17 protein-coding genes are annotated in these 19,340 nt (G+C 73.6%); 6 read left to right on the top strand and 11 right to left on the bottom strand.

The annotated features are described in order from the left end of the window. Positions 1 to 127: 127 nt before the first annotated feature. Complete coding sequence (locus tag QRN89_RS27865; RefSeq protein ID WP_290352159.1) at positions 128 to 1,291, top strand: winged helix DNA-binding domain-containing protein; 1,164 nt, start codon at positions 128 to 130, stop codon at positions 1,289 to 1,291. Between the two features lie 246 nt (positions 1,292 to 1,537). Here QRN89_RS27865 and lysA read toward each other — a convergent pair whose 3' ends face one another. From lysA to QRN89_RS27885, 4 genes are all read right to left on the bottom strand, one after another. Beyond that, positions 1,538 to 2,905, bottom strand: coding sequence for a diaminopimelate decarboxylase (gene lysA / locus QRN89_RS27870; RefSeq protein WP_290352160.1), 1,368 nt, complete (start codon positions 2,903 to 2,905; stop codon positions 1,538 to 1,540). 2 nt (positions 2,906 to 2,907) lie between these two features. After that, positions 2,908 to 3,372: an SAV_915 family protein gene (locus QRN89_RS27875; RefSeq protein ID WP_290352161.1), complete on the bottom strand. Its 465-nt coding sequence runs from the start codon at positions 3,370 to 3,372 to the stop codon at positions 2,908 to 2,910. A gap of 455 nt (positions 3,373 to 3,827) precedes the next feature. Further along, positions 3,828 to 4,529 (bottom strand): LysE family translocator, encoded by a 702-nt coding sequence (locus QRN89_RS27880; RefSeq protein ID WP_290352162.1) that lies wholly within the window; start codon positions 4,527 to 4,529, stop codon positions 3,828 to 3,830. Between the two features lie 182 nt (positions 4,530 to 4,711). Then, positions 4,712 to 5,569: a helix-turn-helix transcriptional regulator gene (locus QRN89_RS27885; protein WP_290352163.1), complete on the bottom strand. Its 858-nt coding sequence runs from the start codon at positions 5,567 to 5,569 to the stop codon at positions 4,712 to 4,714. A 126-nt stretch (positions 5,570 to 5,695) separates the two neighbouring features. Between QRN89_RS27885 and QRN89_RS27890 the strand changes: the two genes are divergently transcribed. Together QRN89_RS27890 and QRN89_RS27895 are read left to right on the top strand one after the other, a co-directional pair. Beyond that, complete coding sequence (locus QRN89_RS27890) at positions 5,696 to 7,372, top strand: AMP-binding protein (RefSeq protein WP_290352164.1); 1,677 nt, start codon at positions 5,696 to 5,698, stop codon at positions 7,370 to 7,372. Beyond that, the gene (locus tag QRN89_RS27895) at positions 7,369 to 8,973 is read left to right on the top strand and encodes an AMP-binding protein (protein ID WP_290352165.1); all 1,605 of its coding nucleotides are present in this window, start codon (positions 7,369 to 7,371) and stop codon (positions 8,971 to 8,973) included. Before QRN89_RS27890 ends, QRN89_RS27895 begins: the two co-directional genes overlap by 4 nt. A gap of 51 nt (positions 8,974 to 9,024) precedes the next feature. On the opposite strand, the gene QRN89_RS27900 is transcribed toward QRN89_RS27895, so the two are convergent. Together QRN89_RS27900 and QRN89_RS27905 are read right to left on the bottom strand one after the other, a co-directional pair. Then, complete coding sequence (locus tag QRN89_RS27900; RefSeq protein ID WP_290352166.1) at positions 9,025 to 9,531, bottom strand: GNAT family N-acetyltransferase; 507 nt, start codon at positions 9,529 to 9,531, stop codon at positions 9,025 to 9,027. A gap of 365 nt (positions 9,532 to 9,896) precedes the next feature. Continuing rightward, positions 9,897 to 10,817, bottom strand: a complete 921-nt coding sequence (locus QRN89_RS27905) for a hypothetical protein (RefSeq protein ID WP_290352167.1) — start codon at positions 10,815 to 10,817, stop codon at positions 9,897 to 9,899. 272 nt (positions 10,818 to 11,089) lie between these two features. On the opposite strand from QRN89_RS27905, the gene gcl reads away from it, so the two are divergent. Beyond that, the gene (gcl, locus tag QRN89_RS27910) at positions 11,090 to 12,877 is read left to right on the top strand and encodes a glyoxylate carboligase (RefSeq protein WP_290352168.1); all 1,788 of its coding nucleotides are present in this window, start codon (positions 11,090 to 11,092) and stop codon (positions 12,875 to 12,877) included. Between the two features lie 116 nt (positions 12,878 to 12,993). Here gcl and QRN89_RS27915 read toward each other — a convergent pair whose 3' ends face one another. Beyond that, entirely contained in the window at positions 12,994 to 14,415 is a 1,422-nt protein-coding gene (locus QRN89_RS27915; protein ID WP_290352169.1) for a glycosyltransferase 87 family protein, read from the bottom strand. 115 nt (positions 14,416 to 14,530) lie between these two features. Between QRN89_RS27915 and QRN89_RS27920 the strand changes: the two genes are divergently transcribed. Both QRN89_RS27920 and QRN89_RS27925 read left to right on the top strand, forming a co-directional pair. Continuing rightward, entirely contained in the window at positions 14,531 to 15,664 is a 1,134-nt protein-coding gene (locus QRN89_RS27920; protein WP_435833275.1) for a molybdopterin-dependent oxidoreductase, read from the top strand. Continuing rightward, positions 15,661 to 16,119 (top strand): hypothetical protein, encoded by a 459-nt coding sequence (locus QRN89_RS27925; protein WP_290352171.1) that lies wholly within the window; start codon positions 15,661 to 15,663, stop codon positions 16,117 to 16,119. Before QRN89_RS27920 ends, QRN89_RS27925 begins: the two co-directional genes overlap by 4 nt. Here QRN89_RS27925 and QRN89_RS27930 read toward each other — a convergent pair. Genes QRN89_RS27930 through QRN89_RS27945 form a run of 4 tightly spaced genes read right to left on the bottom strand, consistent with a single transcriptional unit; the run spans position 16,101 to position 19,266 of the window. Further along, a complete protein-coding gene (locus QRN89_RS27930; RefSeq protein WP_290352172.1) occupies positions 16,101 to 16,766 on the bottom strand; it encodes a methyltransferase domain-containing protein in 666 nt (221 codons plus the stop codon). The genes QRN89_RS27925 and QRN89_RS27930 overlap by 19 nt on opposite strands. Next, entirely contained in the window at positions 16,763 to 17,473 is a 711-nt protein-coding gene (locus QRN89_RS27935) for a TIGR04282 family arsenosugar biosynthesis glycosyltransferase (RefSeq protein WP_290352173.1), read from the bottom strand. The genes QRN89_RS27930 and QRN89_RS27935 overlap by 4 nt, the downstream gene beginning before the upstream one ends. Next, positions 17,470 to 18,144 (bottom strand): glycosyltransferase family 2 protein, encoded by a 675-nt coding sequence (locus tag QRN89_RS27940; protein ID WP_392854161.1) that lies wholly within the window; start codon positions 18,142 to 18,144, stop codon positions 17,470 to 17,472. The genes QRN89_RS27935 and QRN89_RS27940 overlap by 4 nt, the downstream gene beginning before the upstream one ends. 54 nt (positions 18,145 to 18,198) lie before the next feature. Continuing rightward, complete coding sequence (locus QRN89_RS27945) at positions 18,199 to 19,266, bottom strand: NAD-dependent epimerase/dehydratase family protein (RefSeq protein ID WP_290352175.1); 1,068 nt, start codon at positions 19,264 to 19,266, stop codon at positions 18,199 to 18,201. Positions 19,267 to 19,340: the final 74 nt, after the last annotated feature.

Consider the following 19,340-nt stretch of genomic DNA (forward strand, 5'->3'; position numbering starts at 1 on the left):
CCCGTTCGTGGCCGGGCGCGGTTCCGTCCGAAACCGACCCGCCTCCGCCCGTGACCGACCCGCCCCGCCCGCAACCGGATCGTCATTGCGGACACAAGTCGACCGCAAGGCTGAGTAGCGTCCGGGTATGGCCCCGAAGACACCACCCGTGCTCGGCCCCCGAGCCCTCGGTCGCGCGACCCTCGCCCGTCAGCTGCTGCTGCGCCGCGACCCGGGGAACCGGATGACCGCCGAAGCGGCCGTCGAGCATCTGATCGGGCTCCAGGCGCAGAACGTCAGACCCCCGTACCATGCGCTCGCCGCCCGGCTGCACGGCTTCCGCCCGCAGGAGCTGTCGGGACCCATGGAGTCCCGCGCGGTGGCGCGCATGGTCACGATGCGTTCCACCATCCACACCCACAGTGCGCACGACTGCCTCACCCTGCGGTCCTTCGCGCAGCCCGGCGGACCCGAGCGCGAACTGCGGATGTTCACGAAGCGACTCGACGGAATCGATCCGGACCGGCTCGCCGCCGTGGGCCGGGAACTGCTCGAGGAACGGCCCCGGCCGGTCGGGGAACTCCGCGCGGCGCTGCTCGAACGGTGGCCGGACGCCGATCCGCTCGCGCTCACCACGGCCGTGCGCTGCATGCTGCCGCTGGTGCAGACGACGCCCCGGGGACTGTGGGGCAGGAGCGGACAGGTCACGCTCACCACCGCGGAGAAGTGGTTCGGCCGGCCCGTCGGTCCGGCTCCCGAGCCCGAGGCGGTCGTACGGCGCTATCTCGCCGCCTTCGGGCCGGCCTCGGTCAAGGACATGCAGGCCTGGTCCGGGCTGACGCGGCTCAAGGGGGCGTTCGAGCGACTGCGCCCCGAGCTCGTGACCTTCCAGGACGACAAGGGCGTCGAGCTCTTCGATCTCCCGGAAGCGCCCCGGCCCGACCCGGACACCCCCGCGCCGCCGCGTCTGCTCCCCGAGTTCGACAACCTCCTGCTCTCGCACGGGGACCGTTCGCGCTTCGTGCCGCACGCCTTCAAGGACCGTACGTGGAAGGGGAACCAGGCCCACTGCGTCCTCCTGGTCGACGGTCGCGTGGCCGGGATCTGGAGGACCGAGGAGCGGAAGGGGAGCGGCGGACGGACGACGGTCCGTGGTGGGGAGGCGGGCGGTGCCGTGACGCTCACCGTGCAGGGCTTCGTCCGGCTCACGGCGGCGGAGCGCGTGGCCGTGACCGAGGAGGCGGAACGCCTGCTGAGGATCGTCGCTCCGGGGGCCGACCACGACGTGCGTTTCGGGGAGTTCACGGACTGAGGCGCGACACCGGAGCCGCCGGGGGAGGCCGCCGCTGCTCCCCTGTGGCGGCGGCGGGGGAGTGCGTGGGTCCGGGCCGGCGTGGAGGAACACTCTCCTGCGGAGGGGGGCGGGGGAAACCGCCCGGGCCGGCGCGTGGCGGGCGGCACGCGGGCACGCCCCTGCGCGGGGGCACACGGAAACGCGCGTGGTCCCGGGCCGTTCGGGGCCGGCCCGGGACCACGACGACGTGGCGTGGCGCCGCCGTCAGAGCCCCACGTCCCGCCGCAGCAGGTCCTCGACGCTCTCACGCCGTACCAGGAGCCGCGAGCGGCCCTCACCTGCCACCGCCACCACCGGGGGACGCCCGGTCGCGTTGTAGCCGGACGCCATCGACACGTGGTACGCCCCGGACGCCGGTACCGCGAGGACGTCGCCCGGCCGTACGTCCCCGGGCAGCTCCGCCGCCTCCGCGAGCACGTCGCCCGCCTCGCAGTGCCGTCCGACGACGGTCGCCTCCCGCGTCGGGGCCTGCGTCGCCCGGCCGACGAGCCGCACCGCGTACCGGGCCCCGTACAGCGCGGGCCTCGGGTTGTCGCTCATGCCGCCGTCGACCGCGACGAAGACCCGCCCGGCGGACCGTTTCACCGACAGCACCCGGTAGAGGGCCACGCCCGCCGGTGCGACGATCGAGCGGCCGGGTTCGAGAGTCAGTCGCGGCACCGGTACGTCGAACTCGTGGCAGGCCCGCAGCAGTTCGCCGTCGATGCGGCGGGCGTAGGCGACCGGCGCGGGCGCCGGGTCGCCCGGCCGGTACGCCACCGCGAAACCGCCGCCCAGGTCCAGCTCGCGCAGGGCGATCCCGTACCGGTCGCGGATTCGGGCCAGGAACGCCACCAACCTGCGCACCGCCCTCGCGTACGGCTCGGGCGTGGTGATCTGCGAGCCCAAGTGGCAGTGGAGGCCCACGAGTTCCAGGCGGGACTGACCGAGGATCCGGGAGACGGCGTCCTCCGCGTCGCCCTCCGCGATCGAAAGCCCGAACTTCTGGCCCTCGGCACCCGTCCGGATCTTGCGGTGGCCGCCGGCGTCGATGCCCGGCAGCACCCGGATCATCACCTGCTGCGGTCCGGGCCCCTCCACCCGCGCCGCGAGGCCGGCGACCTCGCTCTCCGAGTCGATGACGATCCGGCCGACGCCGAGCCGCAGCGCGGTGCGCAGATCGTCCGGCGACTTGGCGTTGCCGTGCAGGACGATCCGTTCCGGCGGGAAGCCCCGGGCCGCGGCGAGTTCGAGCTCACCCGCCGAGCAGACGTCGAGCCCGAGCCCTTCCTCCTCGATCCAGTCGACGACGGCCCGGCACAGGAACGCCTTCGCGGCGTAGACGATCTCGGCGTCGGGCAGCGCACGGCGCCAGGCACGCGCCCTGGCCCGGACTTCGTCCTCGTCGAGGACGTACGTGGGCGTCCCGTACCTCTCCGCGAGGCCGGCCAGGGACACCCCGGCCACCGTGACGTCACCACCGGGGGCGGGGAGGGCGGACCCGGGCCAGACGGACGGGGGCGCGGACGCCGCGGCGGGGCCCGGCCCGCCGCCGGGCGGGGGTACGGCACGGTCGACGGGTACTGCGCTCATCGTCACACCTCCGGGGTTCGGCCGAGGAGCGTGCCGACGGCCGAGCCGGCGGGCCGCACGACGGGTGCGGCGCCGGTCACCCGCAACGCCCCGGCGGCGTCCGGGTCCCAGGGCCGGGCGACGCGTGCGCATGCGGCCGGGCCGTGCGCGGCCGGGGCCGTCGGCCGCGACGCGGGAACCGGGGCCGGGGCGGTGAGCTGCGGGTCAACGGTCACCGTGGTCACGCCCAGCGGCTCCGAGAGCGCCCGCAGCGCCGGCTCCGCGAGCCTGATCCACGTCTGCTGCGCACCGAGGACGCCGGTCAGGCGCCGTTCGCTGGTGAAACCCACGGCGGTGCGCACGCCGAGCGGCGTGCGCATGTAGCACAACTGGCGTCCCCCGGCAGAGCCGAGCCGAACGGGTACGAACAGCGGCCCTGCCGGCCGGGGTTCGTCGGGGTCCGCGTCCTCGACGACGAGATGGTCCATGGTGCCCTCCGGGGCGGAGTTCCGTTCGCCGTCCGTGTGCGGCGGCGCCTCGAAACAGTGCCCCGGAACCGGGCCCGGGCGGCGTACGGCGGTGGATTCCTGACGCGGCGCTGATCCGCGGGAGCCGTTCCCTGACGTACCCCTGACGGACCCGACCCGACCCGGGCCGGGCCGGACCTGGGCCGGACACATGCCTGTGCTCGCGCCGCAGCCGCGTGCCCGGGCCGCTCCCGGGAACTCCCGCCCGGCTCGCGACGCCCGGTGCGCGCACCCGCCGCGTCGTCGCAGCCATCCCGGCGCGTCCGGTACGAGGACGGTCCTCCGCCGTGCGGTTGCACGCGCTCGGGCGCCGCGAGCCTGCCCTTCGGGAGGTCGCCGCCGGTCCCCGAACCCGCCTCAGCGGAGCGAGCGCGGAGAGCCGCCTCCGGCGGAGCCGGAGCGCGCGGGGACGCCCGTCAGTCCGAGCGGCCGGTCGCCGCCACTGTCACCCCGAGCCCGATCATGGCGACGCCGCCGGCGCCGCCGACCAGCGACAGCCGGCGCTCCGAACGGGCGAACCAGTTGCGGGCCGCCGCCGCGCCGAGCCCCCACAGAGTGTCGGTGACCAGCCCGATCGTGATCGGGACCAGCCCGAGCACCAGCATCTGCGCCGTCACCCCGCCCTGCGAGTGGTCCACGAACTGGGGGAGCACGGCGGCGAAGAAGACGATGCCCTTGGGATTCGTGACCCCGACGACCGCGCCGTCCACCAGCGTCCGGAGATCACCACGCGCCCTGCCGGCCGGCGCATGTCCCTGCCCCGCCCCATCGGAGCCCTCCGCCGGTCCGCCGTCTTCCGCTCCGGCCGCGATCGCCGAGGCCCGCAGCTCCCCGCGGTGCCGGAAGGCCTGCACGCCGAGATGGACGAGATAGGCCGCGCCGGCGAACTTCACCACCAGGAACACCGTCGCCGACGTCTCGACCAGCGAGCCGATCCCCAGCGCGACCGCCACGACGAGGACGTACGACCCGACGACGTTGCCCAGCGCCGTCGCCACGGCGGTACGGCGCCCGTGCGCCAGCGCGCGTCCGATCACGAACAGCACGCTCGGCCCGGGGATCACGATCACCAGCAGCGACATGGCCGCGAAGGCGAGCATCCTGTCCACCGACACCATCCGTACCCCTCTCGGCGCGTCCCGCTTTCGCGTTCCCCGCCCGTCCGTGCCGCCCTCGCCGGGCGTCCCGCCGGCCAGGGCCCGCCGTCCTGCGACGAGTGCCGCCGTCGGCGCGCCACCCGTGCGACGAACGCCGCCGAACCGGGCCGCCGATCCCGGCCCTCGGGCGACGGGCGCCGCCGTCAGGGCAGCAGGCCCGCGCGCCGCGCCGCCACCACCGCCTCCAGGCGGTTGTGCGTGCCCAGCCTCCGCATCGCCGACCGGAGATAGGCCTTGACCGTCTCCGGGCGCAGACCGAGACGTTCGGCGGCGGCCGCGTTCGTGGAACCCGTCGCCACGCAGGCAAGCACATCCAGCTCGCGCGGCGCCAGGGCGATGCCCGCGTCGCCCACCGCGGACCCCGGTCCGGCCGCGGCGGTGAGCCGGTCGCACAGGGAGAGCAACTGTTCACGGAGTCCGGGGTCCGCGACCCCCGGAGCGAGCGCACGGAGCTCCGCGTGGATATCGCGCACCTCCTCCCGCACCCGGGCGCGCCCTTCGGGTTCCGGCGCACGCTCCGCCGCCACCAGCCGTTCGACCTCGTCGCGCACGACCAGGTTCTGCTCCACGTCCCGCGCGGCCGCGACCGCCGCGTCCAGCGTGCGGTCGCCGAGGGCGAGCGGCTGCCGCAGCGCCCCGTACAGCACGCCGCGCACCCTGCGGCGTACGACCACGGGTACGGCGAGCACCGAGCGCAGTCCCTCGGCCGCCACGGGTACGTCGTACTCGTGGCTGATGTGCCGGGCCTCGCGGTAGTCCGTGACGGCGCACGGGCGGGAGAGGGCGATGGCCTTGCCGCCGAGACCGCTGCCGGACCGGATCGCCAGCCCGCGCAGCGCTCCGGTCACCGCGCCGTTCAGCTCCGCTATCCGCATCCTGAGCGGCTCCTGGAGCAGCCCGCCGAAGGCCATCTGCAGACCGGTGGAACGGCGGAGCCGCAGCAGAGCGGCCCGTATCTCCACCGCGTCCGCCGCCGGCGTGGCCGAGCTCGCTGATGTCATGGGTTCCGGTCCTCCCGACGGCACACCATCCCCGCGAGGAGGAAGGAGCACCCCCGTACGGGGGTAGTGAGACCTGCGTCACTGATTACACGATGCTCGTGAGCGGTCCCGCAACGAGGAGGACACATGACGTCAGGCGACGAGACGGCGAGGTTCCGGGAGGCCCGGGACTTCCTGCTCCGGCACCGGGAGGACTACGCGGCGGCATACGAGGGCTTCGCCTGGCCCCGGTTCGAGCGCTTCAACTGGGCGCTGGACTGGTTCGACGCGATCGCCGACGGCAACGACCGCCCGGCGCTGCACATCGCCGAGGAGGACGGGACCTCCACCGTGCTCTCGTTCGACGCGCTGAGGCACCGCTCGGACCGGGCCGCGAACTGGCTCCGGCAGCAGGGCGTCCGCGCCGGCGACCGCATCCTGGTGATGCTCGGCAACCAGGCCGAGCTGTGGGAGACCGCCCTCGCCGCGATGAAGCTCAGGGCGGTCGTCATCCCCGCCACGCCGCTGCTCGGCCCGGTCGACCTGCGGGACCGGATCGAGCGCGGCCGGGTCCGGCACGTGATCGTCCGCACCGACGACACGGCGAAGTTCGACGAGGTGCCCGGCGCGTACACCAGGATCGCCGTCGGCGGTGGCGCCACCGGCTGGCTGCCCTACGAGGAGGCCTACGCGGCGCCGGAGGCCTTCGGGCCCGACGGTCCCACCCGCGCCGGGGACCCGCTGATGCTCTACTTCACCTCCGGCACCACCGCCCGGCCCAAGCTCGTCGAGCACACGCACGTGTCCTACCCCGTCGGGCATCTGGCCACCATGTACTGGATCGGCCTGAAACCCGGGGACGTCCATCTGAACATCTCCTCGCCCGGCTGGGCCAAGCACGCCTGGTCCAACCTCTTCGCTCCGTGGAACGCCGAGGCGACGGTCTTCGTCCACAACTACACGCGTTTCGACGCGGCCCGGCTGATGGCGGAGATGGACCGGTCCGGCGTCACCGCCTTCTGCGCGCCCCCGACGGTGTGGCGCATGCTGATCCAGGCGGACCTGACCCGGCTGCGCACCCCGCCGCGCGAGGTCGTCGCCGCCGGCGAGCCCCTCAATCCCGAGGTCATCGAGGCCGTGCGGCGGGCCTGGGGCGTGACCATCCGAGACGGCTTCGGCCAGACCGAGACGGCCGTCCAGGTCTCCAACAGCCCGGGCCAGCTGGTGAAGGCCGGCTCGATGGGCCGCCCCAGCCCCGGGTACCGCGTGGAGCTCCTCGACCCGGTCAGCGGGAAGCCGGGCGCGGACGAGGGAGAGATCGCGCTCGACCTGGCGGCCGATCCGGTGGGGGTCATGACCGGCTACCACGGCGACCCGGACCGCACGGCCGAGGTGATGGCGGGCGGTCACTACCGCACCGGCGACATCGGCGCGCGCGACTCCGACGGCTACATCACGTACGTCGGCCGCGCCGACGACGTCTTCAAGGCCTCGGACTACAAGATCTCGCCGTTCGAGCTGGAGAGCGCGCTCCTGGAGCACGACGCCGTCGCGGAGGCGGCGGTCGTGCCCGCGCCCGACCCGGTGCGGCTCGCCGTCCCCAAGGCGTACGTGGTGCTCGCGGAGGGCTGGGAGCCGGACGCCGACACCGCCCGCCGGATCTTCGAGCACTCACGGTCGGTCCTCGCGCCGTACAAGCGCATCCGGCGGCTGGAGTTCGCCGAACTGCCGAAGACCGTCTCCGGGAAGATCCGCAGAATCGAGCTCCGTGAGCGCACCGCTCAGGGCTCCCCGGCCGAGTACGACGAGGGGGACCTGCGATGACCCTGTCCTACACGCACGGCACGGGCACCGTCCCGCTCCTGGGCGACACGATCGGCCGCAGTCTGGCCCGGGTGATCGAGGCGCACCCGGAGCGGGAGGCGCTCGTCGACGTCCCGTCCGGGCGACGCTGGACCTACGCGGAACTCGGCGCGGACGTCGACGAGCTGGCCCGGGCCCTGCTCGCACGCGGTGTCGCCAAGGGCGACCGGGTCGGCATCTGGGCCGTGAACTGTCCGGAATGGGTGCTCGTCCAGTACGCCACGGCGCGCATCGGCGCGATCATGGTGAACATCAACCCCGCGTACCGCGCCCACGAGGTGGAGTACGTCCTGAACCAGTCGGGGATCTCCCTGCTGGTCGCCTCGCTCTCGCACAAGACGAGCGACTACCGCGCGATCGTCGACGAGGTCCGCGGCAACTGCCCGGAGCTGCGGTCGGTGCACTACATCGGCGACGACAGCTGGACCGCACTGGTGTCGTCGGCGTCCGCCGCCGGGCCGGACGAACTGGACGCCCGTGCGGCGGAGTTGTCCTGCGACGACCCGGTCAACATCCAGTACACCTCGGGCACCACCGGCTTCCCCAAGGGCGCGACCCTCTCGCACCACAACATCCTCAACAACGGCTATTTCGTGGGCGAGATGATCGCCTACACCGAGGAGGACCGGGTCTGTCTGCCCGTGCCGTTCTACCACTGCTTCGGCATGGTCATGGGAAACCTCGGCGCCACCTCGCACGGTGCCTGCATCGTCATCCCCGCACCGTCCTTCGACCCGGCCGCCGCACTCCGCGCGGTGCAGCAGGAGCGCTGCACGTCTCTCTACGGCGTCCCGACGATGTTCATCGCCGAGCTGAACCTCCCGGACTTCGCGACGTACGACCTGAGTTCGCTGCGCACCGGCATCATGGCGGGCTCCCCGTGCCCGGTGGAGGTGATGAAGCGGGTCGTCTCGGAGATGAACATGGCGGAGGTGTCCATCTGCTACGGGATGACGGAGACCTCCCCGGTGTCCACCCAGACCCGGCGCGACGACGACCTGGAGCGCCGCACCGGCACCGTCGGCCGGGTGCTGCCCCACATCGAGGTCAAGGTCGTCGACCCGGTCGACGGGGTGACCGTCCCCCGGGGCGAGGCGGGCGAGCTGTGCACCCGGGGCTACAGCGTGATGCTCGGCTACTGGAACGAGCCGGAGAAGACGGCGGAGGCCGTCGACGCCGGACGCTGGATGCACACGGGGGACCTGGCCGTGATCCGCGAGGACGGGTACGTCCAGATCGTCGGCAGGATCAAGGACATGATCATCCGCGGTGGGGAGAACGTGTACCCGCGTGAGATCGAGGAGTTCCTGTACGGCCATCCGAAGATCGCCGACGTCCAGGTGGTCGGCGTCCCCGACGAGAGGTACGGCGAGGAGATCCTGGCCTGTGTCATCCCGCGGGACCCGGCCGACCCGCCGACCCTGGAGGACATCACCGCGTTCTGCCGGGAACGGCTGGCCCACTACAAGATCCCCCGCCGGCTGGAGATCCTCGACACCTTCCCGATGACCGTCAGCGGCAAGGTGCGGAAGGTGGAACTGCGCACGGCGTACGGGCACTGAGGGCCGGCGGCCATCCGCGGGCTCGCGGTCACGGCCCGGCCGCCGATCGCGTCACAGAGGGCGCCGCATGCACACGCGGGGCCAGCGGTCCAGCCCGTGCACGGCTTCGGCCTTCCGGATGTTCCTCAGCCCCTCGGTGAGTTCGTCCTCGCCGAGGGTGCGGAAGCCGAGACGGGTGTAGTAGGGGGCGTTCCACGGCACTTCGGTGAACGTGGTGAGGGTGAGCGCGCACAGTCCGTCGTCCGTCGCCACAGCGGCCAGATGGTCGATCAGTTCCCGGCCGAGGCCGCGCCGTGCGACGTCCGGGTGGACGGACAGCTGCTCGATGTGTGCGGCGCCGTCCACGGGCTCGGTGAGCAGATACGCCACGGGCCGGCCGTCCCCCGTCTCGGTCACCCACAGGCCGCCGGACCTCCGGTACCGCTCCAGTTCCCCGAGCGGCGGGGGGTCGTCGTCCGCGACCGCGGCCATTCCGACGGAGCGGAAGGGCTCGCCGGCGGCCCGCTCGATGTCCTGGAGGAGCGGGAGTTCGCAGGGTTCGGCCGGTCGGATGCGCATACGGGGGAGTATCGCGCACCGGCCGGGCGTACGGGCCGGGCGCACGGCCGGACCCCCGACTCGGGCGGGCTTCGTCCCGTACGACCTCGGCCGGTGACGGTGTCCGGCGGCGGTGGACGGGGCGAACGGGGACGGTGCACGGTGCGGGCCGGGACGGTGCACTGCGCGGGTCGTGTTCTGCGCACGGCCGGGTTCGGTCCGCGGCCGCGGCCTGGTCGGGCCCGGTCCGTAGCCGGTTCCGGTTGCACGGGGCGGGTCCGGGAACGTGCACGGGGTGGGTCCGGGAACGTGCACGGCGCGGAGTCGGCCGGTCCGTGGACCCGCCGGCCGGTCCGCAGGCGACCGCCGCATCCGGCGCCGGCCGGTCAGGCGCCGGAGGAGATCAGGTCCCGCGCAGGGCCGTTCACCGGCTCGGGGGCGCCCGTGAGATCCATGACGAACAGCGGGACCCCGAGGTCGTCCGCCCGCGCTCGCGCGTCCGCCGAGTAGCCCGCGAGCGAGAAGAGGACGCTCCTGGCGGAGGAGTTGAGCCCGTTCAGCCAGAGGCATTCCACGGCCCGCAGGGTGACGGGCCGTGTGGTCGGGTCCACCTGGGCGACCAGTTCCCGCGCGCGCAGGTCGATCCCGGACGTCGTCCGTTCCTCGGGCTGGACGACCTCCTGGAACCCCAGCCAGCGCAGGTACTGCGCCGCGGCGGTCACCGCGTCGCGTGCCGTACGGATCGTGACCGGACGGAAGACGGGCCGGGGCAGCGGACCGGTGTGCGTGGGCACGGCCAGGGGGCAGTCCTCCTCCGACGGCCCGTCCGTGGAGCCGGAGGGCAGCGGGACCCGCGCCGGTGGGGCGAAAGGATCGGCCGGTTCCGCGTCCTGGGAGTCGAAAGCGCCCGGGGCGGGGGTGCCGGTGCCGCCCGGGCCGCCCGCCCCACCGGTCCCGGGTGCGAAGGGTTCGCCTGCGCCGCCCGACGCGGTGGCCGAGGTCCGGTGCGCCGCGGCCGCGCCCGCGGACGGCTCGGGTGTGGCGGTCACCGGCCGTACCGGGATGCGCAGCACCGTGCCGCAGGGGCAGCCGAGCTCCGGCTGCGGCCACTGGTCCTGCCGCGCGCAGGCCGGACAGCGCACGGTGACCCAGTCGTCGGTCCAGGTGCGGTGGCGGATCGGTTCGGCCGGAGCGCCCTGCAGCAGGGGCGGGGCGAGCGGTGCCCCGCAGGCGCACGGATAGACGGGTGACGCGAACGTGTGTGCGCGGCGGCACACCGGACAGCGCACCGGTACGTGATCTCCCATGTCCGTCCCCCTCCGGCGCTTCCGGGCACGCCTCCTGGTCCATCGTCCACCAACCGCGACTCCTTGGGGAGGGAGTTCGGCCATCGGCGGTCGGCCCATCCCTTGACGCCGTTCGGCCTGCCACCTACATTACTTCCGAATAGTAGAAGATGTCTTCCGTATTACGGAAGAAGCCGCGAGGCTGCGGAAGACGATCAGGGAACCAGCACGGAATCGACGCTCTCAGGTGGCGCGACAGAGCCCGATCCGCCAGGCCGAAGCAGGAGCACTCCATGCCTCGTATGACCGCCGCCCGAGCGGCTGTTGAGATCCTCAAGCGTGAAGGCGTCAGCCACGCGTTCGGTGTGCCGGGCGCGGCGATCAACCCCTTCTACAAGGCCCTGAAGGAGGGTGGCGGCATCGACCACACCCTCGCCCGCCACGTCGAGGGCGCCTCGCACATGGCCGAGGGCTACACCCGCGCCAACCCGGGCAACATCGGTGTCTGCATCGGTACGTCGGGTCCCGCCGGCACCGACATGATCACCGGTCTGTACTCCGCGATCGGTGACTCGATTCCGATCCTGTGCATCACCGGACAGGCGCCGACGCACGTGATCCACAAGGAGGACTTCCAGGCCGTCGACATCGCGTCGATCGCCAAGCCGGTCACCAAGGCCGCCACGACCGTCCTGGAGGCGGCACAGGTTCCCGGCGTCTTCCAGCAGGCCTTCCATCTGATGCGCTCCGGCCGCCCCGGCCCGGTCCTCATCGACCTGCCGATCGACGTCCAGCTCACCGAGATCGAGTTCGACCCCGAGACGTACGAGCCGCTGCCGGTCTGGAAGCCCGCCGCGACCCGCGCCCAGATCGAGAAGGCGCTCTCCTTCCTCCTGGAAGCCGAGCGTCCGCTGATCGTCGCGGGCGGCGGCATCATCAACGCCGACGCCTCCGACCTGCTGGTCGAGTTCGCCGAGATCACCGGCACCCCGGTCATCCCGACCCTGATGGGCTGGGGCACCGTCCCCGACGACCACGAGCTCAACGCCGGCATGGTCGGCCTCCAGACCTCCCACCGCTACGGCAACGCGAACTTCCTGGAGTCCGACTTCGTCCTCGGTATCGGCAACCGCTGGGCCAACCGCCACACCGGCTACAGGCTCGACGTCTACACCCGCGGACGGAAGTTCGTCCACGTCGACATCGAGCCCACCCAGATCGGCAAGATCTTCGCGCCCGACTACGGCATCACCTCGGACGCCGGGGCCGCGCTCGAGCTCTTCGTGGAAGTCGCCAAGGAGCTGAAGGCGGCCGGAAGGCTGCCCGACCGCTCCGCGTGGGCCGCCTCCACGCAGGAGCGCCGGGCCACGCTGCAGCGTCGTACGCACTTCGACGACATCCCCATGAAGCCGCAGCGCGTCTACGAGGAGATGAACAAGGTCTTCGGCCCGGAGACGCGCTACGTCACCACCATCGGGCTCTCCCAGATCGCCGGCGCGCAGATGCTGCACGTCTACCGGCCCCGACACTGGATCAACTGCGGCCAGGCCGGGCCCCTGGGCTGGACCATCCCGGCCGCCCTGGGCGCGGCCACCGCCGACCCCGAGACCCCCGTCGTCGCCCTCTCCGGCGACTACGACTTCCAGTTCCTGATCGAGGAGCTGGCGGTCGGCGCGCAGCACAGGATCCCCTACGTCCACGTCCTCGTGAACAACTCCTATCTGGGGCTGATCCGTCAGGCGCAGCTCGGCCTGGACATCGACTTCCAGGTCAACCTGGAGTTCGAGAACATCAACTCACCCGAGCTCGGCGTCTACGGGGTCGACCACGTCAAGGTCGCCGAGGGCCTGGGCTGCAAGGCGATCCGCGTCACCGACCCGGGCGAACTGGGCGCGGCCTTCGAGCAGGCCAGGAAGCTGGCCGCCGAGCACCGGGTGCCGGTCGTCGTCGAGGCGATCCTGGAGCGGATCACCAACATCGCGATGAGCCGGACCGCGGACATCAGCGACGTCACCGAGTTCGAGGAGATCGCGACCGAGCCGGGCCACGCGCCCACGGCGATCCTGCCGCTCAAGAGCTGACGCGCCGTCCTGGGTCCGGACGTCGGGGAGTGGTCCGCCGGCCCCTCCGCCACGTCGTCGATCACCCGGTCGGGCAGGTTGCCCGACCGCCCGTCAAGGGGCGTGCGCCGACCGCGTCAGGCGCTCCTCCCGGTGTTTCCCGACGGCTCCGCGGGGGCCGGACGACCCGGACGCGTCCCGGACGGGCGGCCGCGGGCGGTCCGCCTCCGCAGGGCCCACCCGGCGAGGACCGCGGCCGCCGCCGTCGCGTAGGCGATGGTGCCCACGGTGTCGGCGTCCCCGGGGAACGCCCGGCCGGTGACGTACCTCGCCGCTCCCGCGACGGCGATGCCCAGCCATTCCCCGCGGCCGTCGAGGGCGACCAGGGCGACGACGAGCAGGGCGTACCAGGAATAGCCGGGGGTCAGGAGCAGGAAGGCGGTCCCCGTGACCACCAGCGCGCCGCTCCACGGCTGCTCCGGATCCCCGCGGAGGACCACGTACGCCACGACGGCCAGCATCGCCGCGGCCACGACCGGGAACGTCCAGTCGTCCGGCAGGAGCAGGCGCAGAAGCGCGTACCGGTTCCTGGCGGAGGCGTCGTCGTAGCCCTCCTCCCGGACGTAGCCGCCGAGGAAACCGAGGACCGAGCCCCGCGAGACCAGCACGTACGGCAGGTAGAGCACGGCGACGACGCAGGCCGCCGGCAGCAGCACGGCCAGGGCGTCCCGGGCGCGCCGCACACCGGACAGCGCGCCCGGAACCAGCACGGCGGGCAGCAGCTTCGTGGCGACGGCCACCCCCAGCAGGGCCCCGCCCGCCGCCCTGTGCCGGACGACGGCCGCCAGGGCTGCGACGGAGAAGAGCACGCCGAGGACGTCGACGTGGGCGTTGTTCACGGCCTCGACGGGCACCGCCGGGCACCAGGCCCAGTAGGCGGCTCTCCACGGCGCACCGCGGCGACGCAGCACCAGCAGCAGCGCGGCCGCGGTGGCGACCGAGAGCAGTGCCCCTCCGGTCTGCAGCGGCTTGTGCCGCGCGCCCTCGGGCGACAGGGCCTCGACCAGGAGGAAGTAGCCCTCTGCCACGGGCGGGTAGACGGTGTTCACCCGGGGCCGGTTGATCCGGGTGCACACGCCGTCGCCCACGGGCGCACGGTCGGGCCCGGCGCAGGCGGCACGCCCCTCGGGGAAGAGCCAGGCGTCCCGCAGCGGGGCGAGCTCGGGAGCCGCGGGGACGTGGTCGTACGGAGAGGTCCCGGCCGCCTGCACCCGGCCGTCCCAGGCGTACCGGTAGGAGTCGGTGCTGGTGCGCGGCGGTGCGACCAGACCCGTGGCGGCGACGGCGACCGAGCCGGCCATGACCAGCACCACCGCCGTCCGGGCGGGTGCCTTCCGCAGCGTCCACAGAGCTGCCGCGAAGACCAGCCAGGCGGCCGCGTACCACAGGGACAGCCGCCCGGGGGCGGAGTGGTAGTCGTCCGCGCGCACGGTGCCGACGAGTACGGCGACGAGGCCGGCGAGGAGCAGGACGGTCACGGCGGTGCGGCGGCTGGTCATGGCGCCCAGCGTGTCAGCGCCGCGGACGCCGGAACGGTACGCGCGTTGCGCCGTCCGCGTTCCGTAAGGTGTCCGGGCCGCCGTCCGGGGGCGTCGCGGCGGTCTCATGGACGGCATGAGACCGCGACTTCGGCCACCGTCCTTCTCCGGCAGACTCCACGACGCCCGAACGGCCACTGTCCTCGGCCGCTGTCTGGGCTTGGCGATCGCCGTGTGTTTCCTCACCGGCCTCGTCAGCCACTACCTGCAGCATCCGCCCGGATGGCTCGCGAACGAGCTGCCGCCGCGGCCGGTGTGGGGCTATCGGCTGACCCAGGGGCTCCACGTCGCCTCGGGCCTGGCGGCCGTCCCGCTGCTCCTCGCCAAGCTCTGGGCGGTGTACCCGCGGCTGTGGGTGTGGCCGGCGGTGCGCTCCCTCGGGCACGGGCTGGAACGGCTCTCGGTGGGGGTACTGGTCGCGGCGGCCGTGTTCCAGCTGTTCACCGGGCTGTTGAACATCGCCGAGTGGTATCCGTGGCCGTTCTCGTTCGTACCGGTCCACTTCGCCGTCGCCTGGCTGGTCGCCGGTGCGGTGCTGCTGCACGTGGCCGTCAAGGCGCCGCAGATCAGGGACCACTGGGGGCGGAGATCGCCCGGCACGCTCGCGCTGCCGCCGGAGGACGCCCCGGACCGCAGGTCGCTGCTCGTGGCCGTCGGCGCGGCGGTGGCCGCCGTGACCGTGACCACCGTGGGCCAGGCGTTCACGCCGCTGAAGAGACTCGATCTGCTGGCACCGAGACATCCCGGGATCGGCCCTCAGGGCCTGCCGGTCAATCGGACGGCAGCCGCCGCGGGCGTCACCGCCGCGATGGTCCGGGACTGGCGCCTGGAGGTGCGGGGACCGCGCCGCTACACGCTGACCCTGGACGAGTTGCGGGCGCTTCCGCAGACCGAGGCCGTCCTGCCGATCGCCTGTGTCGAGGGATGGAGCGTCTCGGCGCACTGGCGAGGCGTACGCGTCCGCGATCTGTTGGAGCGTGCGGGCGCCGCCCCTGACGCGGGGCTGCGGGTGGTGTCCATGGAGGCGCGCGGCGCGTACCGCGTGATGGAGATGGGCCGCGAGTACGCCCACGACCCGTCGACCCTGCTGGCCCTCGCCCTCAACGGCCGGGTGCTGTCGGCCGACCACGGTTTCCCGGCACGGATCATCGCCCCGAACCGCCCCGGTGTCCTGCAGACGAAGTGGGTCACCCGGCTGGAGGTCCTGTGAGGCCGCCGCGTGGAGGCACCGCGCCGCTCCGGTACGCGGCCGGAGGACTGGGTCTGGTGCTGATGGCCGTGGGTACGGCGCTGGTCCTCTCCGCCCGCGACGCCCGGGGGGTGGCGGTGTGGCTGGGCGGAGCGCTCGTCCTGCACGACGCGGTGCTCGCTCCGCTCGTCCTCGGCGTGGGGATGCTCGTCGCGGGCCTGCCCGCCCGCGGGGTGGTGCGGGGCGCGCTGGTCGTGGGCGGCTCGCTCGTGCTGGTCACGCTGCCGCTGCTGCTCCGGCCCGGTGCCCCGCCCAACCCGTCCGCGCTGCCACTGCCCTACGGGCGGAACCTGATGATCGTGCTGGGGGCGGTGGCCGGTGCCGCCTGCCTGATCCTGCTCGTCCGGCGGCTTCGGCGCGGGCTCCGGCACGTGGGGGAGGACGGTCGGCGACAGCGTCAGGTCCCGCGCCGCTGAGCGGGGCCGCGCAGTTCGACGAAGCTGCGCCCGGCCGTCGTCCACTGCCGGGCCGCGGTCCAGCCGGCACCGGCCGCGTGCTCGCGCAGGGCGCGGGCCCCGAGGCGCGCCCAGGGGAACGGGGCCCCGCGTTCCCCTCTGCCGTTGACGACGGTCACCTCGACGCGTTCGTCGGCGTCCTCGTCCTCGGCGGAGGTCTCGGCTATCAGCACCGCGCCGGGCGCGGTGACTTCGGCCGCACGCCGCATGAGCGCGGCCGGGTCCCCTCCGATGCCGACGTTGCCGTCGATCAGCAGCGCCGTCTCCCAGCGGCCCTCTTCGGGCACCGGTTCGAAGACCGAGCGGAGCAGGGCGGTGCCGCCGGCCCGGACCGTACGGGCGACCGCCTCCGGACTGACGTCGATGCCGAGTACGCGTCGCCCGCGTGCCTCGAGTGCGACGACGAGCCGTCCGGGACCGCAGCCGATGTCCAGCACAGGCCCGTGGCACCGTCCGAGCACGGTCCGGTCGGCGAAGTCCGGCCCCTCGCACCAGCGTTCCACCTCCAGGGGCAGGAGCCACCCGTCCCGGCGACGCAGGAAGAGCGGACCGCGCCCGGTGCGCAGCGCGTCCGTGTAGGGGTCGGCCTGCCACGCGGTCGCCGTCATCGAGGACCCGCAGGCGAAGGGCCGTCACCGGGCCGTGCGGCGGATGACCCGGTACGGAACCCGTCCGCGCGGGCCGGCCCGGGGGCCGCCGGGACCAGCCGTGCGTACACGGCCGCGAACCGGCTTCCCGCCGCCTCCCGGGCCACCAGCCGCGCGTCCTCGGCGGTGTCCATGTCGCGCAGGGTCGGCAGGTCGCCCACGCGCAGCCCGGCGTCGACCAGCCGGCGACGCTGTGCGGCTCCGGTCTCCGGCACGGACATGGGTACTCCGCGCAGCAGTTCCGGATCCGGCGAGGCCAGTCCCAGCGCCCAGAATCCGCCGTCGGCGGCGGGCCCGAACCAGGCGTCGTGCTCGTGCCACGCCCGCGGCGCGAGCGCAGGAGCGAGGAGGGCCGCCGAGAGTTGCGGGGTGTCCATGCCCACGAGCAGCGCCGGGCCCGCACACAGGGAGAACGCCGCGGCCAGCCGCTCGTCGAGCGGGCCGGCGCCCTGGGGCACGACGTCGAATCCCGCCGGCAGCCAGTCGCGGGCCGTTCCGTCCAGGACGAGCACACGTCGCTCCGCGGGAAGTCCGGCGACCACGGCAAGGGTGTCGGCCAGCGCGGCCTCGGCCAGGAGCGCGGCCTGCGCCGGGCTGTACGGAGGACACAGCCGTGTCTTCACCCGGCCCGGTACCGGTTCCTTGGCGATGACGAGAAGCGTGGTCACGGTGCACCACCCGCCTCGCCCAGCACCCGGCGCATGTCGTGCACCGCCTGCCAGGTGCCCCGCCAGGTTCCGGTCACCTTCGACTTGCCGGTCCGGGGCAGGTAGGGCACGTCCTCCTCCCGCACCCGCCAGCCGGCATCAGCGGCGCGCACCACCATCTGCAGCGGATAGCCGCTGCGACGGTCCGTCAGACCCAGCTCCAGCAGCCCCTCGCGGCGTGCCGCCCGGAGCGGACCCAGATCGTGGAGCCGCAGTCCGGTTCGCCGGTGCAGCATCCAGGAAAGCGCGAGGTTCCCCGCGCGAGCGTGCGCCGGGAACGCCCCCCGCCCGGCGGGCCGTCGCCGGCCCAGCACCAGGTCGGCCTCGCCCTCCGCCACGGCACGGACGAAGGGGACGAGGAGTCCGGGATCCAGGGAGGCGTCACAGTCGCAGAAGCACACGATGTCCGCCTCCGCGGCCAGCAGCCCCGCGTGGCAGGCGGCCCCGAATCCGCGCCGATCCTCATGTACGACGGTCGCCCCCAACTCCCGGGCGATGACGGCGGATCCGTCGGTGGAGCCGTTGTCGACGACGATGGCACGCCATCCGGCGGGGACGCGTTCGAGGACCCAGGGCAGTGCCCCGGCCTCGTTCAGACAGGGAAGTACGACGTCAGTGGTCACGACTGTCACCGTACGAATCGGCGGCGAACAAAGCGGACATCGACCCCTTACGAATCGCGGACGTCATCCTCCGTGAGCGGCGCCCGGTGTGCGCTGGGCCGCACGGGCGAACTCGGCCACGCCCTCACGGAATCCGGTGCGCGGCGACCAGCCCAGGTCGTGTCGCAGCCTCCGTGAGTCCGCCGTGATGTGCCGGACGTCCCCGAGCCGGAACTCACCGGTGACGACAGGGGCGGGACCGCCGCACGCGGCCGCGAGGGCCGCGGCCATCTCGCCGACCGTGTGGGGCTCCCCGCTGCCCGTGTTGTACGCGGTGAGGGCACCCGCCTCTCGTTCCGCGACCGCCTCCAGCGCCACGACGTTCGCCTCGGCGACGTCCCGGACGTGGACGAAGTCGCGCCGCTGGGCACCGTCCTCGAACACGCGGGGTGCCTCGCCCCGGGCCAGCGCCGACCGGAAGAAGGAGGCCACTCCCGCGTACGGCGTGTCCCGGGGCATGCCCGGGCCGTAGACGTTGTGGTAGCGGAGCGACACGGCCCGTCCGTCCGTCGCACGCGCCCAGGCCGCCGTGAGGTGCTCCTGCGCCAGCTTCGTCACGGCGTACACGTTCCGCGGGTCGCACGGGGCATCCTCGTCGACCAGGCCCGGGGTCAGTTCCGCGCCGCACCGCGGGCACGGCGGCTCGAACCGCCCCGCCGCAAGATCGGCCGCCGACCTCGGACCGGGACGCACCGCCCCGTGGTCGGGGCATGCGTAACGCCCCTCCCCGTACACGACCATCGAGCCGGCGAGCACGACCTGCCGTACCCGCGCCTCCGCCGCCGCGGCGAGGAGCGTCGCCGTCCCCAGGTCGTTGCAGGCCACGTAGTCGGGCGCATCGGCGAAGTCCTTGCCGAGCCCCACCATCGCCGCCTGGTGACACACCGCGTCCACGCCCCGCAGGACCGTGGCGAGCACCGCCGGGTCGCGGACGTCGCCATGGACGAAGCAGGTCTCCGGCAGGGCCGGAGGCCCGTGGTGCGCGGTGGGCAACAAGGCGTCCAGGACCACCGGTTCGTGGCCACGCCCGATGAGTGCCGAGACGATGTGTGCGCCGATGAAGCCGGCGCCTCCCGTGACGAGTACGCGCATGCCGCCGACGCTATGGGCCGCCTCCGCCGCCCGCCTGCTCCCACGCCAGGACGTAAGACTTCCGTCACCACGGC

It is taken from the genome of Streptomyces sp. HUAS CB01 (genome assembly GCF_030406905.1).
GTDB lineage: Bacteria > Actinomycetota > Actinomycetes > Streptomycetales > Streptomycetaceae > Streptomyces > Streptomyces chengbuensis.